Below are 16,231 nucleotides of genomic sequence, written 5' to 3'. Positions count from 1 at the left end.
GGCTCATACCGTCGGGATCCGACCAGTGCATGCGTGGGTCATCGGTTATTGCTGCGTGCATGGCTTGAAATCAGTGATGCCTCTACGTCCGCGGACGGGACGGCGGCTCATTGAAAACACTTTGAGAGAAAAGGGAGCGTTATGCGCCATACCTTGGTTTTATCCGCATTGCTGGGCACCGGCCTGCTGGCCGCCACTTCCATCAGCCAGGCCGCCAACAACAGCCTGGTCTTCTGCTCCGAAGGCAGCCCCGCCGGTTTCGACACGGCGCAGTACACCACCGCGACCGACAACGACGCCGCAGAGCCGCTGTACAACCGGCTGGCAGAGTTTGAAAAAGGCGCGACCAACGTCGTACCGGGCCTGGCCACGAGCTGGGACATCTCCGAGGACGGCCTAAAATATACCTTTCACCTGCGCGAAGGGGTGAAGTTTCATACTACCAAATACTTCACGCCGACCCGCGACTTCAACGCCGACGACGTGCTGTTCACCTTCAATCGCATGCTCGATCCGCAACAACCATTCCGTAAGGCTTATCCGACAGAATTTCCGTACTTCAACGGCATGAGCCTGAACAAGAACATCGCCAAGGTCGAAAAGACCGGGCCACTGACCGTGGTCTTTACGCTCAACAGCGTGGACGCCGCGTTCATCCAGAACATCGCCATGAGCTTCGCCGCCATCCTTTCGGCCGAATACGCCGACAAGCTATTGGCCGAAGGCAAGCCGAGCGACATCAACCAGAAGCCGGTCGGCACCGGGCCGTTCGTGTTCAAGAGCTATCAGAAAGACTCGAACATCCGCTACACCGGCAACAAGCATTACTGGGCTCCTGACCGGGTCAAGCTCGACAACCTGATTTTCGCCATCAACACCGACGCCTCGGTGCGCGTGCAGAAACTCAAGGCCGGCGAGTGCCAGATCACCCTGCATCCGCGCCCTGCCGATGTGCCCGCACTGAAGAACGACACGGCCCTGCAGTTGATCGAGAAGCCTGGCTTCAACCTCGGCTACATCGCCTACAACGTGCGCCACAAACCGTTCGACCAGCTAGAAGTGCGCCAGGCGCTGGACATGGCGGTGAACAAGCAAGGCATTCTCAATGCCGTTTACCAAGGCGCGGGGCAACTGGCGGTCAACGCCATGCCGCCGACCCAATGGTCCTACGACGACACGATCAAGGACGCCGCCTACAACCCGGAAAAAGCCAGGGAATTGCTCAAGGCTGCCGGCGTCAAGGAAGGCACTGAAATCACCCTCTGGGCCATGCCGGTCCAGCGTCCGTACAACCCCAACGCCAAGTTGATGGCCGAAATGCTCCAGGCTGATTGGGCGAAGATCGGCCTCAAGGTCAAGATCGTCAGCTATGAGTGGGGCGAGTACATCAAGCGCACCAAAAATGGCGAGCACGACGTCAGCCTGATCGGCTGGACTGGTGACAATGGGGATCCGGACAACTGGCTGGGCACGCTCTACAGCTGCGACGCCATTGGTGGCAACAACTACTCGATGTGGTGCGATCCGGCGTACGACAAGCTGATCAAGCAGGCCAAGGTTGTCACCGACCGCGACCAGCGCATCCAGCTCTACAAACAGGCGCAGCAGTACCTCAAGCAGCAGGTGCCGATCACGCCAGTCGCCCACTCAACGGTCAACCAGCCGCTGAGCGCCAAAATCGAAGGGTTCAAGGTGAGCCCGTTCGGCCGCAATGTGTTCTCGGGTGTCAGCATAGAAAAATAACCGATTAGCCAGAAATGCCGGGGGGCGGATTTTCCGCCCTCACGCAGACGCTTTGGCGTTTTTTGCCAATTTGGCCGACAGCAAACGTTTGCGATGCTGTGAATGAGTTCTAAACCAATAGCCGGATCACAAAAAAAAGACCGGCATAAAAAAAAGAAAGTAAGGAGCTTTACCCATGAAACTGAGCAGCACCGCGTTATTGGCCTTGGCCATCAGCAGCGTAACCGCCACGGCTTACGCAGAAACCCAAAGCCAGGCTTTCACCCCGGTTACCGTGAACGAGAAGAGCGCCCAAAGCGAAGCCACCGGCTTTGTCGAAGGCCAGTCGATCACCGGCACCACGCGTAACTGGTACGCCAACGAGCAACTGAAACGTGGTGCAAAATTCAAATACAACGATCACGGCACGCTGGCCGAGACCGATCGTCGTATCAACTGGGTCCAGGGCACCATCGTCAAGTACAACTCGGGCTTCACCGAAGGGACTGTCGGTTTCAGCACCGAAGTGGCGGCCTACAACGCCATCGCACTGGACCAGGATCGTAAAGACCTGGCATCCGGCAACGGTGGCGCACCGGGTTCTCGTCCAAACGCGGGCAACAACCGTACCCTGACCAAAGAGGGCGGCGACGCTCAAGGCCAGTGGAGCAAAGTGGGCCTGGCCAACGTCAAGGCCCGTGTCTCCAACACCACCCTGACCGCCGGCCGCATGAACTTCAGCAGCCCGATGGTCGATGTGATCGGTAACCGTGCACTGCCTTCGAGTTTCGAAGGTGTGGCCATCCACAGCGAAGAGCTGAACAACCTGGCCTTCGACCTGGCCACCTTCGACCGCAACTCACCGCGTACCGAAGAAAGCCAGCGTAAATTCCGCACCGAATACGCCAACGGCATCGTCGAGACCGATCACGTCTACACCGGCGGCCTGACCTACACCCCATTTGCCAGCCTGACCACCAGCCTCTGGGCGACCCAGGCTGAAGACATCTGGAACCAGTACTACTTCGGCGCTTCCCACGTACTGGGCGACAGCCAGGTACTGAGCCTGACCACCGGCCTGAACTACTACAAAACCCAGGACACCGGTAAGGCCCTGATCGGCTCTATCGACAACGACACCTATTCCCTGTCGTTCGGCCTGACCCACCAGGCACACACCCTGACCCTCTCGTACCAGGAAGTGAACGGCAACGAGTACTTCGACTACCTGCACGAAACCAACGGCATCTACCTGGCCAACTCCCTGCTGTCGGACTTCAACGGCCCGAACGAGAAATCGTTCCAGGTGGCCTACGGTCTGAACATGGCCGAATACGGCGTGCCAGGCCTGAAGTTCAACATCTACCAGGCGCGCGGCTGGGGCATCGACGGTACTCACTACACCGGCAACGGCGGCGTACCCGGCAAGGGTTACGACGGCATCCAGTCCCAGGATGGCGAACACCACTATGAATATGGCATCGGCGCAACCTACGCCGTGCAGAGCGGCCCACTCAAGGCCACCACGATCCGCGGTACCTACACCGCTCACCGTGCCAGTGAAAACCAGGCTGACGGCAGCATCAACGAGTTCCGTCTCGTGACCACGATTCCATTCAACATCCTGTAATGCGCGGGCCTGACGGCTGATTCAATGACGAATCGGCCGTTGGGTTTTTGTCCTTTAACTGATTGCAGAGGGTTCTTGATGAAAATGCTTCCCCTACGTGCGGCCATTGCGGCTGCTTTGCTCAGTGTCGCTGTCGGCGTCTCGGCCAAACCCTTGGTGGTTTGCACCGAAAACAGCCCCGAAGGCTTCGACATGGTCCAGTACACCACTGCAGTCACCGCCGATGCCGTGGCCGAAACCATCTTCAATCGCCTGGCGGACTTCAAGCCCGGTACCACAGACGTGATTCCGGCACTGGCCGACTCCTGGGACATCAGCGAGGACGGTCTGACGTACACGTTCCACCTGCGTAAAGGCGTCAAGTTCCACACCACCGAATACTTCAAGCCGACCCGCGACATGAATGCCGACGACGTGGTCTGGAGCTTCCAGCGCCAGCTGGACCCGAACCACCCATGGCACAAGCTGTCGAGCGTGGGCTTCCCGTACTTTGAAAGCATGGGCTTCAAAGAGCTGCTGAAAAGCGTCGAGAAAGTCGACGACAACACAGTCAAGTTCACCCTGACCCGTCGCGAAGCGCCGTTCCTGGCCGACATCGCCATGGCGTTTTCTTCGATCTACTCCGCCGAATACGCCGACCAGTTGCTCAAGGCCGGCAAGACCGGCGATCTGAACAACAAGCCCGTCGGCACCGGCCCGTTCGTCTTCCAGCGCTACAACAAGGATGCCCAGGTTCGTTTCAAGGCCAACCCGGACTACTTCCGTGGCAAGGCACCGGCTGACTCATTGATCTTCGCCATCGCCACCGACAACAACGTGCGCCTGCAGAAGCTCAAGGCCAACGAATGCCAGGTCGCGCTGTACCCGAAACCGGACGACATCCAGAGCATCAGGAAAGACACCAACCTCAAAGTCGACGAACTGAACGCGATGACCGTTGCGTACATCGCCATCAACACCACTCACAAATACCTGAGCGACGTGCGTGTGCGTAAAGCCATCGACATCGCCTTCGACAAGGAAGCAGCCGTCAACGCGCTGTTCGGCAAAGGCAATGCGACCGCGGCGGTCAACCCGTTCCCGGACACTCTGCTGGGCTACAACCACGACCTGAAGAACCCGCCCCGTGACCTGGACAAGGCCCGCGCCCTGCTCAAGGAAGCCGGCGTACCAGAAGGCACGGTATTCACCCTGTTCACCCGTAACGGCGGTGGTGCCACCAACCCGAACCCGATGCTCGGTGCGCAGATGATGCAAGCCGACCTGGCCAAGGTCGGGATCAAGATCGACATCCGCGTGATGGAATGGGGCGAAATGCTCAAACGCGCCAAAAACGGCGAGCACGACATGGTTTCCGCCGGATGGGCGGGCGATAACGGCGACCCGGATAACTTCCTGACGCCTATGCTCAGTTGTGAAGCGGCCAAGAACGGAGAAAACTACGCCCGCTGGTGCAATGACAAGTTCCAGGCGCTGATTGACCAGGCCCGGGAAAAAACCGATCCGGCCGAACGTGCAGCGCTCTACGAGCAGGCCCAGGTTATTTTTAACCAGGACCAGCCATGGATCAGCATGGCGCACACTAGAATGTTTACCGCAATGCGCAACAACGTAGAGGGCTATCACATTAGCCCCCTCACCACGAACAACTTCGCCACCACCCAGGTGAAGTAGATAAGAAAACTCCCGGCATTCCTGACGCAGGGATGCCGGGCACGCCTAACCGGCTGATGAGGTACACCTTACGATGTTTAGTTTTATTGCCCGCCGACTGGGGTTACTGATCCCCACGTTTTTCGGCATCACCTTGCTGACATTCGCGTTGATTCGCATGATCCCTGGCGACCCCGTGGAAGTCATGATGGGCGAACGCAGAGTCGACCCGGAAATGCACGCTCAGGCAATGGAACGCCTAGGTCTGAACAAACCCCTGTATGCCCAGTACCTGGATTACATCGGCAAACTGGCCCACGGCGACCTCGGAGAATCCCTGCGTACCCGTGAAAGCGTCTGGAACGAATTCACTTCCCTGTTCCCCGCGACCCTGGAGCTGTCCATGGCCGCCCTGCTGTTCGCCGGCATCCTGGGCCTTCTGGCCGGGGTGATCGCGGCACTCAAGCGAGGGTCCCTGTTCGACCATGGGGTGATGGGTATCTCCCTGGCGGGATACTCGATGCCGATCTTCTGGTGGGGCCTGATCCTGATCATGTTCTTCTCGGTGAGCCTGGGCTGGACCCCGGTATCCGGACGGATCGACCTGCTCTACGACATCGAGCCACGCACCGGCTTCATGCTGATCGATACGCTGCTGGCCAACGAGCCGGACGCCTTCTTCGACGCCCTGCACCACCTGATCCTGCCGGCCATCGTGCTGGGCACCATCCCGCTGGCGGTGATCGCGCGGATGACCCGCTCCTCGATGCTCGAAGTACTGCGTGAAGACTACATCCGCACCGCCAAGGCCAAGGGCCTGTCGCCGTCGCGCGTGGTGTTCGTGCACGGTCTGCGTAACGCGCTGATTCCGGTACTGACCGTGGTCGGCCTGCAAGTCGGCACCCTGCTGGCCGGTGCGGTCCTGACCGAAACCATCTTCTCGTGGCCCGGCATCGGCAAATGGCTGATCGAAGCCATTGGCGCCCGGGACTATCCCGTCGTGCAAAACGGCATCCTGTTAATCGCCTGCCTGGTGATTCTGGTCAACTTCGTAGTGGACATCCTCTACGGCTTTGCCAACCCACGCATCCGTCATCAGCGCTGAGATCATGACCATGACCACTCCAATTCCATCGGTAGCAGTCGATCAAAGCCTGCTGTACCCGTCTCCGTACAAAGAATTCTGGCAAGCGTTCTCCAAGAACAAAGGCGCCGTCGCCGGCCTGATGTTCATGCTGCTGGTGATTTTCTGCGCCATCTTCGCCCCGTGGGTCGCCCCCCACAATCCGAGCGAGCAGTACCGTGATTTCCTGCTGACCCCGCCGGCCTGGCTGGAAGGTGGGCAGATCCAGTTCCTGCTCGGTACCGATGAACTGGGCCGCGACCTGCTGTCGCGCCTGATCACTGGCTCGCGCCTGTCCTTGATGATCGGCTTGTCGTCGGTTGTCATGTCGCTGATCCCGGGGATCCTGCTGGGCCTGTTCGCCGGGTTCTTCCCGCGCGTGCTCGGCCCGACCATCATGCGTCTGATGGACATCATGCTGGCCCTGCCGTCCCTGCTGCTGGCCGTGGCGATCGTCGCCATCCTCGGCCCTGGCCTGATCAACACCGTGATCGCCATTGCCGTGGTGTCCCTGCCGTCCTACGTTCGTCTGACCCGCGCCGCGGTGATGGGCGAGCTGAACCGCGACTACGTGACCGCCGCGCGCCTGGCCGGTGCCGGCCTGCCACGCCTGATGTTCGTCACCGTGCTGCCCAACTGCATGGCGCCGCTGATCGTTCAGGCCACCCTGAGTTTCTCTTCGGCGATCCTCGATGCCGCCGCACTGGGCTTCCTCGGCCTTGGCGTACAACCGCCAACCCCTGAGTGGGGCACCATGCTGGCTTCGGCCCGCGACTACATCGAACGCGCCTGGTGGGTGGTGAGCCTGCCTGGTTTGACCATTTTGCTCAGCGTGCTGGCAATCAACTTGATGGGTGACGGCCTGCGCGACGCGCTGGACCCGAAACTCAAGAACGCCGCCTGAGGAGATTCCCATGTCACTGTTAGAAATCAAGAATCTCAACGTTCGCTTCGGCGACAAGAACGCCACGCCCGTGGTCGACGGCCTCGACCTGAAAGTGGACAAGGGCGAAGTGCTGGCCATCGTTGGCGAGTCCGGTTCCGGCAAGTCCGTGACCATGATGGCGCTGATGGGCCTGATCGAGCACCCCGGCATCGTTACCGCCGACTCGCTCAGCTTTGACGGCAAGGACATGCTCAAGCTGAACAATCGCCAGCGTCGGCAGATCGTCGGCAAAGACCTGTCCATGGTCTTCCAGGATCCGATGACCGCGCTGAACCCGAGCTACACCGTCGGCTTCCAGATCGAAGAAGTGCTGCGCCTGCACCTGAAAATGTCCGGCAAGGCGGCCCGCAAGCGTGCGATCGAACTGCTGGAAAAAGTTGAAATCCCAGGCGCCGCCAGCCGTATGGACGCCTACCCGCACCAACTGTCCGGCGGTATGAGCCAGCGTGTCGCGATTGCCATGGCGATTGCCGGCGAACCGAAACTGCTGATCGCCGACGAACCGACCACAGCACTCGACGTGACGATTCAGGCGCAGATCATGGACCTGCTGCTGGCGCTGCAGAAAGAGCAGAACATGGGCCTGGTGCTGATCACCCACGACCTCGCCGTCGTGGCCGAAACCGCCCAGCGCGTGTGCGTGATGTACGCCGGCCAGGCGGTCGAAGTCGGTCAGGTGCCGCAACTGTTCGACATCCCGGCGCACCCGTACAGCGAAGCGCTGCTCAAGGCGATTCCGGAACACAGCCTGGGTGCCTCGCGCCTGTCGACCCTGCCGGGCATCGTTCCCGGTCGCTACGACCGTCCGCAGGGTTGCCTGCTGTCGCCACGCTGCCCGTACGTGAAAGACAACTGCCGTCAACAACGTCCGGCCCTTGACCAGAAAAGCAACAGCCTCGCTCGCTGCTTCTACCCGCTGAACCAGGAGGTGGCGTAATGGCCGTCGTTCTTACCGCCCGCGACCTGACCCGTCACTACGAGGTGTCCCGAGGCCTGTTCAAGGGTCACGCCACCGTGCGCGCCCTCAATGGCGTGTCGTTCGAACTGGAAGCCGGCAAGACCCTCGCTGTCGTCGGTGAATCCGGTTGCGGAAAATCCACCCTGGCCCGCGCCCTGACCCTGATCGAAGAGCCGTCCTCGGGCTCCCTGAAAATCGCCGGCCAGGAAGTCGCCGGTGCCGACAAGGCTCAGCGCAAGCAATTGCGCAAAGACGTGCAGATGGTGTTCCAGAGCCCGTACGCCTCGTTGAACCCACGGCAGAAAGTCGGTGATCAGTTGGCCGAGCCACTGTTGATCAACACCAACCTGAGCGCTGCGGAGCGTCGTGAGAAAGTCCAGGCGATGATGAAGCAGGTGGGCTTGCGTCCCGAGCACTACCAGCGTTATCCGCACATGTTTTCCGGCGGTCAGCGCCAGCGGATCGCCCTGGCTCGCGCGATGATGCTGCAACCGAAAGTGCTGGTGGCAGACGAACCGACCTCGGCGCTGGACGTGTCGATTCAGGCACAGGTGCTCAACCTGTTCATGGATCTGCAGCAAGAGTTCAACACCGCCTACGTGTTCATCTCCCACAACCTGGCGGTGGTTCGCCACGTGGCCGACCATGTGATGGTGATGTACCTGGGCCGCCCGGTGGAAATGGGCACGAAAGAGGACATCTACTCCCGTCCCCTGCACCCCTACACCCAGGCCCTGTTGTCGGCGACCCCAGCCATCCACCCGGATCCGGACAAGCCGAAAATCAAGATCGTCGGCGAGTTGCCCAACCCGCTGAACCCGCCACCGGGCTGCGCCTTCCACAAGCGCTGCCCATACGCCACCGAGCGTTGCAGCACTGAAGAGCCGGCCCTGCGCCTGCTCGACAACCGCCAGGTGGCTTGCCACTACGCCGAGCAATTCCTCGACGGCGCGGCATAAAAAAAGCGCCTCAGTCATTGGGGCGCGCTTGAATCAGGCAAACCCCTTCTCTTGCGATTGCGCATCAATCGACGGAGGAGGGGTTTTCTTTTGTTTGCACAAGCGCACGGCCATTTCTGACAGTTACGCACGCCCAGCTGCTTTGTTTGAATCCTGTCGGAGAGTCATGTGTCACGTGACACAAGGCGTAGACCCGGAAACATTCAAACTACAGGGACAGGTGCAAGCATCATGGAAATTCAAGCAACAGACGAAAACGCTGGTCAACTAGACCCGGCATTTGGTGTTGTTGGCCAGATCCGGCCCAATTTTCTGGCCGGCTCGGTCAGGGCCGTTGTGTTATCGGGTGGAGGTGAACTGACCTACGCCACTCGGCAGGGAGAGGGTTTCACTGTGTATCGCACCGATTCTGACGGTATCAAGGACAAGGCGTTTGGCAATGACGGGAACACCGGTGAGTGGCAATTCGTCAGCGGTAAAAAGGCAAGTCCGTCGCGTTTGCTACTGCAAGAGGATCGCAAGATCCTGGTAATCGGAGATACCCGAGAACCCGACGGTATTGGCCGGGCAGCACTGAGACGTTTTCATGCCAACGGCAGCCCTGACCTGGACTTCGGCAGTGTCGTCATTCCTGTAGCACAGCATGATTATTCCCAAGTGGCGTTGATCGACGGCTGTCTGCAGGGGGATGGAAAAGTGCTTGTGGCGTTCAGCTATTTCATCAGTGAGTCCGAAGGGTCACTGCTGGTTCGCTTGCACAGTAACGGCAAACTCGATACCGGTTTCGGCAAAAGCGGTTTTGTCGAAATCGAAACCGCGGGCGACTTCATCCGGCTTTGCAGCGTTGTGATTCAAGAGGGAAAAATCGTTGTTGGCGGAACCACCACATCCGGTCAGCTCGTTCTTGCACGATTTGATCTGGAGGGGCGGGTCGATAGCCAATTTGGTGTCGATGGTTTTGCGCTCCTGGCAACAACGGATGGCTCACTCAAAATGAGTCAACTCATCGCACAGGCTGATGGCAAGCTGGCATGTGCCGGCGGTCTCCAGGAGAGCATGGGCATGGCGATGAGGTTTACCGCAGACGGTCACCCCGATAAGGAGTGGAATGGCGGGCTTCCTGTATTCACCAACACCGGTCCTGAAACCTTCTGGCGATCCCTGGCCCAGCAGCCGGACGGCAAGATTGTCGTGGTTGGTTACAACCGGGCACTCCATATCATCGCTGGCAGGTTGTTGCCCAATGGAGACTATGACACCCACTTCGGAGGGACTGGGGCCGGGTGGGTTTCTTTTGGTCCGTCAGGAGGATTGCCGTGGGATGTGAAGGTCCAGGGCGGTGCTCGCATTATCGTTGGCGGCGAGGCTTTCATTGAAGCAGGGAATCGCGGCCCGGTCGTCTACGGGCTCCAGGCCTGATCCCGCTCTCGACGGCGCGGCATAAAAACAGTGGGAGCGGGCTTGCTCGCGAAAGCGGTCTGTTAGTCGACATTGATACTGACTGGCATGACACCTTCGCGAGCAAGCCCGCTCCCACAGGGTTGGAGTTGTAACAGAACCCCCTTTTACCTCGACTGCCTATAAGTCATCCTCGCCATCGAGCGATTACGTCTGGCTATCGCCTTCGTCGGGATCATCGGAGTCCGGCTCGTCGGTGGTCGAGTCATCGTCGTTGTCAGCACCACCCTGCCCCAGATCTCCCGGTTCCGATTCGGATTTGGCGAGCATCAACCCCGCGTATCCCGCTTGCCCGCTCGAAGCCTGTTCCCCGTGATCGATGCACTCGGCCCACGCCGTCGACGTCCCGAGCGATAGCATCACCAACACCTTCAACAGCAGTAAAACGCGAAACAACCTGTTCATAGCCGATTCCTTCCTTTCGTGGAGTGCCTGTCTGGCGCTGAGTGAAATCTAGTTCCGATCAGCCGGGTTCTCCAGATTGGACGCTGACGAGCGAGCAGAAATGCGCTCGGTAGAAAGACTGGTTTCAAATAAACCCAATAGCCGGATCAACTAAGCGAAATAGTTCGGCGAGGCTGCCCCTCAAGCTTGTCTGGAGCGCGAGGACGGGTAGCCTGATAAATCATGGGTATGGACAGCAGTGCCAGTGCCGCACTGACCAGCCACACACTGTGCCCGCCAAAGTGACCGTACAACTGACCGCTGAGCATCGGCGACAACAGTGCACTCGCACTCCAGCTCATGAAAAACACGCCAAAGTACTGTCCGCTTTTTCCACGTTGCGCATGCTGCATGACCAGCGCATTCAGTGGCGGCATGAACAGCGCCTCGCCCAATGTCCAGACCACCGTCGACAGACAGGCATAGAACAGCCCGGAACCCAACGGCAACATAACGAGCCCACAGGCCAGCAACAGACTGCCCGCCACCAGTTGGCGACGCGTGCCCCAGCGTTCGCCCCAATGGGTCAACGGAATCTGTAACGACACCACCAATACGGCATTCAATGCGAACTGCCAGCCGATCGCTTCGGTGCTCAGGCGATAGTAATCACGCAGATAGTTACCCAGCGTGCTGTAGACCGTGTCGAATGCCATCCCGAGCAGGACCGTCGTCGCCAATAACCAGAGAAAGGGTTTGTCGCGATACGGCACGCATGAGCCTGAGCCGGTATCAGGTTTCTCGTCAGGCACCAGCACCGGTCGGCGCCATGTCGTGCGGACAAACCAGAGCAAGGCCAACAGGGTCATGGCTGCGCTGGCGAAGAACACCCAGCGAAAATCGGTCTGCGCCAAAACACCGCCCGCCACCCCGGCAGCGGCCATTCCGAGGTTCCGGGCGACCCGGCTCAAGGCCTGCGCCCGGGAACGCTGCGCAACCTCGCAATACTCCATGATCAGCCGCTGATGCAGCGTCCGGATCGCCCCGTCGACGGCCCCACTGAGCAGCAGCAACCCGGCCAGCAGCGGCACCTGCGTGACCAGCCCGAGCAGGATCAGAACCCCCATCGACACAAAGAACAGCGCCGCGGTGAGCCGTGCCGTGCGCACATGGTCACTGAGCAAACCACCGAGCATCGAGCCGACCAGCAATCCAGCGCCGTATGCCGACAACAGCCAGCCAACGGTTTCAATGGCCAGCCCCAGTTCCTGACGCAGGTACAGCGCCATGAACAACTTGACCATGCTGCTCATTCGATTGATGAACAACAGCGCCGCGAGCACCCAGGCCATCACGCCGAAATAGCCGTCCAGCCTCAGCAGATGAGTCAGCCGATGCGTCATTCCCTTGATCATCAAGATGGCCGCAGATTGCGAAATGTGTCTTGGACACTAAACGCCAACGACCGACTTGTCGCGAGCAAATCTCCCACACGGGGCAAAAGCAGAGGCAGGCTACAAACGCAAAGGAAAAGACCTACGCAATCGCCTCCAGCGCAAAATCAATCCAAAAAAAGGTTCATCACGCAATCCCGGGAAACTGTAGGAGCCAGCTTGCTGGCGATGGGCTCAAGTGCGCCACGTTTATCCAGTTTGCGCGTCATCGTTAAAGTCCATCGCGAGCAAGCTCGCTCCCACAGAACAGCAAAAAAAAGCCCACTGTTTTCACAGCGGGCTTTCGGGTGTCGCCATTGAGCGCTTAGTGATGCTCGCGGGTCGCACGGAATTTCACGTCCGGCCAGCGCTCTTCCATCAGTGCCAGGTTGACCCGCGTTGGCGCGAGGTAGGTCAGGTGACCGCCGCCGTCCAGTGCCAGGTTTTCCACAGCCTTGTTGGAGAATTCCTCAAGCTTCTTCTTGTCGCTGCATTCGATCCAGCGCGCGGAATAAACAGTGATTGGCTCGTAGGAGCACTCGACCTTGTATTCCTCTTTCAAACGGCTGGCGACCACATCGAACTGCAGCACACCGACGGCGCCGAGGATGATGTCGTTACTGCGTTCCGGGAAGAACACTTGGGTCGCGCCTTCTTCGGCCAGCTGCTGCAAGCCCTGGCGCAATTGCTTGGATTTCAGCGGATCCTTCAGGCGCACGCGGCGGAACAGTTCCGGGGCGAAGTGCGGGATGCCGGTGAAGCCCAGGACTTCGCCTTCGCTGAAGGTGTCGCCGATCTGGATGGTGCCGTGGTTGTGCAGGCCGATGATGTCGCCGGCAAACGCCTCTTCCAGTTGCTCACGCTCGGAGGAGAAGAAGGTCAGCGCGTCGCCGATCCGCACGTCCTTGCCGGTGCGCACGTGGCGCATCTTCATGCCTTTTTCGTATTTGCCGGAGCAGATGCGCATGAAGGCGATGCGGTCGCGGTGTTTCGGGTCCATGTTCGCCTGGATCTTGAAGATGAAGCCCGAGAACTTCTCTTCCACCGGCTCCACGGTGCGCTCGTTGGCCACCCGGGCCAGCGGGCGCGGAGCCCAATCAACGACGGCGTCGAGGACGTGATCAACACCGAAGTTGCCCAGGGCCGTACCGAAGAACACCGGGGTCAGCTGACCGTCGAGGAATTCCTGCTGGTTGAACTCGTGGCAGGCGCCCTGCACCAGTTCAAGCTGTTCGAGGAAACGTTCGTACTCGTCACCCAGGTGCGCACGCGCCTCATCGGAGTCGAGCTTCTCGATGATCTTGGTTTCGGTGCGCTCATGGCCGTGACCGGCGGTGTACACGATGATGTAGTCATCGGCGAGGTGATACACGCCTTTGAAGTCACGGTAGCAACCGATCGGCCAGGTGATCGGCGCGGCCTTGATCTTGAGGACGGCTTCGATTTCGTCGAGCAGTTCGATCGGGTCGCGGATGTCACGGTCGAGTTTGTTGATGAAGCTGACGATCGGCGTGTCACGCAGACGGCAGACGTCCATCAGGGCGATGGTCCGTGGCTCTACACCTTTACCGCCGTCGAGAACCATCAAGGCCGAGTCCACCGCGGTCAGGGTGCGGTAGGTATCTTCGGAGAAGTCTTCGTGGCCCGGGGTGTCGAGCAGGTTGATCATGTGCTCGCGATACGGGAATTGCATGACCGACGTGGTAATGGAAATACCACGCTGCTTTTCCATTTCCATCCAGTCGGAGGTGGCATGGCGGTCGGATTTACGAGATTTCACCGTACCGGCTACCGCGATCGCCTTGCCCATCAGCAAGAGTTTCTCGGTGATGGTGGTCTTACCGGCATCGGGGTGGGAAATAATGGCGAAAGTGCGGCGTTTCGCGACTTCGGCGGCCTGTTTGGTCATGGGAAATCGCCTGGCAGGTGATTCAAAAAAGGGCGGCGAGTATAGCTTAAAAAGTGATCTACGGACCACCGTCCATACACCCCGATCCCCCTGTAGGAGCTGCCGAAGGCTGCGATCTTTTGGCGTTTTCAATGGCGCCGAAGATCAAAAGATCGCAGCCTTCGGCAGCTCCTACAGGTGGCCACATGGCATTTAATGTGGGAACCTTTTAAAGCACGGAGACGTCCACTCCCCCGTAACGACCACTCGTCGGGGGCCTGAAACACCTGCAATTCGGCCTTACGAGGCTGTGCTCATGGCTCGATTGCATGCCGTTTTACCGGCCTGTTCGAGCTGCTTCTCGCGATCATTTTTTCGGCAGCCAAGTAAGGCATTGCCACACGAAAATGTGTTCGCCGACTGAAAAAAGGAGTCCGCCTGTGGCTATCCGCTATGGCAAAGGGCTGATGGGAGGCGCGTTGGTAATCGCCCTTCTGGCCCTGCTGATCCAATGGATCGGCATTAACACGATCGAACACTACCGCGACGACTTGCTGTTTTACCTGCAAGCTCATCTGATTCTTGTCCTCGCTTCCATGCTGGCCGCCCTTGTCGTGGGCCTCCCCGCCGGTATCTTCCTCAGCCGCCCGTCCATGGTCGGTCGCGCTGAACGCTTCATGCAGTTCTTCAACATCGGCAACACCGTTCCGCCCCTGGCCGTCCTGGCCATTGCCCTGGGCATCCTCGGCATCGGCAGCGGCCCGGCCATCTTCGCCCTGTTCCTCGCCTCCTTGCTGCCCATCGTGCGCAACACTTATGAGGGCCTGAAAAACGTTCAGGGCTCGCTCAAGGAAGCCGCCGTCGGCATCGGCATGACCCCGCGCCAGGTATTGTGGAAAGTCGAACTGCCGAACGCCGTGCCGATCATCATCGGTGGCGTGCGCGTGGCGTTGGCGATCAATGTCGGGACGGCGCCGCTGGCGTTCCTGATCGGCGCCAACAGTCTTGGCAGCCTGATATTCCCCGGCATTGCCCTGAACAATCAGCCGCAGTTGCTGCTCGGTGCCGCCTGCACCGCGTTGCTGGCCCTGTTGCTGGACGGCATGGCCACCCTTGGCAGTCGCCTCTGGCTCGAACGCGGCCTGCGCCCGTCTTAAGCCTCGGCAAAGGAACTCTCATGAAAACAACAAGCTTTTTACTAGGCTGCGTTCTGCTGTGCGCAGGATTTGCCCAGGCCGCGGAAAAACCGCTGATCCGCATCGGCGCCCGGGTGTTCACCGAACAGACCCTGCTGGCGGAAATCACCGCGCAATATCTGCGCACCAAGGGTTACGACGTGCAAGTGACCGGCGGTCTCGGCAGCAACCTCGCCCGCAGCGCCCATGAAAGCGGTCAACTGGACATGCTCTGGGAATACACCGGTGTGTCGCTGGTGGCCTACAACCATGTGACGGAAAAACTCGACAGCGAACAGTCCTACGCGCGGGTGAGAGAACTCGACGCACAAAAAGGCCTGGTCTGGCTCACTCCGTCGAAGTTCAGCAACACCTACGCCCTTGCCCTGCCGAAAAACGTCGCTGACCAATACCCGCAGATCAACACCATCAGTGAGCTGAACAAGGTGCTGCGCAAGGAGGCCAAGACCAACAATCTGGTGGCACTGGATACCGAGTTCGCCAACCGCTCGGACGGACTCGCAGGCATGGTGCAGCTGTACGACATGAACCTGACCCGCAACAACATCCGGCAGATGGACGCCGGCCTCGTCTATACCGCGCTGCGCAATGGCCAGGTGTTTGCCGGCCTGGTCTACACCACTGACGGTCGCCTCAATGCCTTCAAGCTGAAATTGCTGGAAGACGACAAGCACTACTTCCCCGACTACACCGCCGCGCCCGTGGTGCGTCAGGCCTATCTCGATGCGCATCCGCAACTGGCCGCACAGCTCAAGCCACTGGCGGAACTGTTCGACGACAACACCATGCGCGAGCTCAACGCGCGGGTGGACGTCGATCACCAGAGCCCTTCAGCCGTGGCCGCCGATTTCCTGCGCCAGCATCCATTGAACTGAGAAGGA

13 protein-coding genes are annotated in these 16,231 nt (G+C 59.5%); 10 read left to right on the top strand and 3 right to left on the bottom strand.

Annotated features, from left to right (window positions below; genetic code table 11):
• The first annotated feature begins 141 nt into the window (after window positions 1-141).
• The 8 genes from AC07YV_RS06765 (at window position 142) to AC07YV_RS06730 (ending at window position 10,410) form a co-directional block, all read left to right on the top strand.
• Complete coding sequence (locus tag AC07YV_RS06765; RefSeq protein ID WP_102698844.1) at window positions 142-1,743, top strand: ABC transporter substrate-binding protein; 1,602 nt, start codon at window positions 142-144, stop codon at window positions 1,741-1,743.
• Window positions 1,744-1,918: 175 nt separating this feature from the next.
• Entirely contained in the window at window positions 1,919-3,352 is a 1,434-nt protein-coding gene (locus tag AC07YV_RS06760; protein ID WP_102698845.1) for an OprD family porin, read from the top strand.
• Between the two features lie 78 nt (window positions 3,353-3,430).
• On the top strand, window positions 3,431-5,026 hold the full coding sequence (locus AC07YV_RS06755; protein WP_102698846.1) for an ABC transporter substrate-binding protein: 1,596 nt from the start codon (window positions 3,431-3,433) through the stop codon (window positions 5,024-5,026).
• Between the two features lie 73 nt (window positions 5,027-5,099).
• Window positions 5,100-6,110: an ABC transporter permease subunit gene (locus AC07YV_RS06750; protein ID WP_015093471.1), complete on the top strand. Its 1,011-nt coding sequence runs from the start codon at window positions 5,100-5,102 to the stop codon at window positions 6,108-6,110.
• Window positions 6,111-6,120: 10 nt separating this feature from the next.
• Window positions 6,121-7,032 carry an ABC transporter permease subunit gene (locus tag AC07YV_RS06745; protein WP_102698847.1) on the top strand — a complete coding sequence of 304 codons (912 nt, stop codon included), beginning with the start codon at window positions 6,121-6,123 and terminating at the stop codon, window positions 7,030-7,032.
• Window positions 7,033-7,042: 10 nt separating this feature from the next.
• On the top strand, window positions 7,043-8,011 hold the full coding sequence (locus AC07YV_RS06740) for an ABC transporter ATP-binding protein (RefSeq protein ID WP_007973051.1): 969 nt from the start codon (window positions 7,043-7,045) through the stop codon (window positions 8,009-8,011).
• Window positions 8,011-8,991, top strand: a complete 981-nt coding sequence (locus tag AC07YV_RS06735) for a peptide ABC transporter ATP-binding protein (protein WP_015093469.1) — start codon at window positions 8,011-8,013, stop codon at window positions 8,989-8,991. The genes AC07YV_RS06740 and AC07YV_RS06735 overlap by 1 nt, the downstream gene beginning before the upstream one ends.
• A 231-nt stretch (window positions 8,992-9,222) precedes the next feature.
• The gene (locus tag AC07YV_RS06730) at window positions 9,223-10,410 is read left to right on the top strand and encodes a hypothetical protein (RefSeq protein WP_102698848.1); all 1,188 of its coding nucleotides are present in this window, start codon (window positions 9,223-9,225) and stop codon (window positions 10,408-10,410) included.
• Window positions 10,411-10,596: 186 nt separating this feature from the next.
• Here the strand turns inward: AC07YV_RS06730 and AC07YV_RS06725 are convergent, their stop codons facing one another.
• The 3 genes from AC07YV_RS06725 to AC07YV_RS06715 all read right to left on the bottom strand — a co-directional run bounded on the left by AC07YV_RS06725 (window position 10,597) and on the right by AC07YV_RS06715 (window position 14,175).
• Window positions 10,597-10,854 carry a hypothetical protein gene (locus AC07YV_RS06725; protein ID WP_102698849.1) on the bottom strand — a complete coding sequence of 86 codons (258 nt, stop codon included), beginning with the start codon at window positions 10,852-10,854 and terminating at the stop codon, window positions 10,597-10,599.
• 146 nt (window positions 10,855-11,000) lie between these two features.
• A complete protein-coding gene (locus AC07YV_RS06720; protein ID WP_102698850.1) occupies window positions 11,001-12,236 on the bottom strand; it encodes an MFS transporter in 1,236 nt (411 codons plus the stop codon).
• A gap of 355 nt (window positions 12,237-12,591) precedes the next feature.
• Entirely contained in the window at window positions 12,592-14,175 is a 1,584-nt protein-coding gene (locus tag AC07YV_RS06715) for a peptide chain release factor 3 (RefSeq protein WP_007973058.1), read from the bottom strand.
• Between the two features lie 446 nt (window positions 14,176-14,621).
• Between AC07YV_RS06715 and AC07YV_RS06710 the strand changes: the two genes are divergently transcribed.
• The gene (locus AC07YV_RS06710; RefSeq protein WP_173900795.1) at window positions 14,622-15,311 is read left to right on the top strand and encodes an ABC transporter permease; all 690 of its coding nucleotides are present in this window, start codon (window positions 14,622-14,624) and stop codon (window positions 15,309-15,311) included.
• Window positions 15,312-15,331: 20 nt separating this feature from the next.
• A complete protein-coding gene (locus tag AC07YV_RS06705) occupies window positions 15,332-16,225 on the top strand; it encodes a glycine betaine ABC transporter substrate-binding protein (protein WP_102698852.1) in 894 nt (297 codons plus the stop codon).
• Window positions 16,226-16,231: the final 6 nt, after the last annotated feature.

This window comes from Pseudomonas sp. GW456-E7, from assembly GCF_059424105.1.
This window is presented reverse-complemented; position numbering and strand designations above follow the sequence as displayed.

Excerpts from the sequence above, each read along its gene's own strand:
- AC07YV_RS06730 (WP_102698848.1), top strand. The coding sequence starts at position 9,223 with ATGGAAATTCAAGCAACAGACGAAAACGCTGGTCAACTAGACCCGGCA.
- AC07YV_RS06755 (WP_102698846.1), top strand. The coding sequence starts at position 3,431 with ATGAAAATGCTTCCCCTACGTGCGGCCATTGCGGCTGCTTTGCTCAGT.
- AC07YV_RS06765 (WP_102698844.1), top strand. The coding sequence starts at position 142 with ATGCGCCATACCTTGGTTTTATCCGCATTGCTGGGCACCGGCCTGCTG.
- AC07YV_RS06760 (WP_102698845.1), top strand. The coding sequence starts at position 1,919 with ATGAAACTGAGCAGCACCGCGTTATTGGCCTTGGCCATCAGCAGCGTA.
- AC07YV_RS06740 (WP_007973051.1), top strand. The coding sequence starts at position 7,043 with ATGTCACTGTTAGAAATCAAGAATCTCAACGTTCGCTTCGGCGACAAG.
- AC07YV_RS06735 (WP_015093469.1), top strand. The coding sequence starts at position 8,011 with ATGGCCGTCGTTCTTACCGCCCGCGACCTGACCCGTCACTACGAGGTG.
- AC07YV_RS06705 (WP_102698852.1), top strand. The coding sequence starts at position 15,332 with ATGAAAACAACAAGCTTTTTACTAGGCTGCGTTCTGCTGTGCGCAGGA.
- AC07YV_RS06715 (WP_007973058.1), bottom strand. The coding sequence starts at position 14,175 with ATGACCAAACAGGCCGCCGAAGTCGCGAAACGCCGCACTTTCGCCATT.
- AC07YV_RS06710 (WP_173900795.1), top strand. The coding sequence starts at position 14,622 with ATGGGAGGCGCGTTGGTAATCGCCCTTCTGGCCCTGCTGATCCAATGG.
- AC07YV_RS06720 (WP_102698850.1), bottom strand. The coding sequence starts at position 12,236 with ATGACGCATCGGCTGACTCATCTGCTGAGGCTGGACGGCTATTTCGGC.
- AC07YV_RS06725 (WP_102698849.1), bottom strand. The coding sequence starts at position 10,854 with ATGAACAGGTTGTTTCGCGTTTTACTGCTGTTGAAGGTGTTGGTGATG.
- AC07YV_RS06750 (WP_015093471.1), top strand. The coding sequence starts at position 5,100 with ATGTTTAGTTTTATTGCCCGCCGACTGGGGTTACTGATCCCCACGTTT.
- AC07YV_RS06745 (WP_102698847.1), top strand. The coding sequence starts at position 6,121 with ATGACCACTCCAATTCCATCGGTAGCAGTCGATCAAAGCCTGCTGTAC.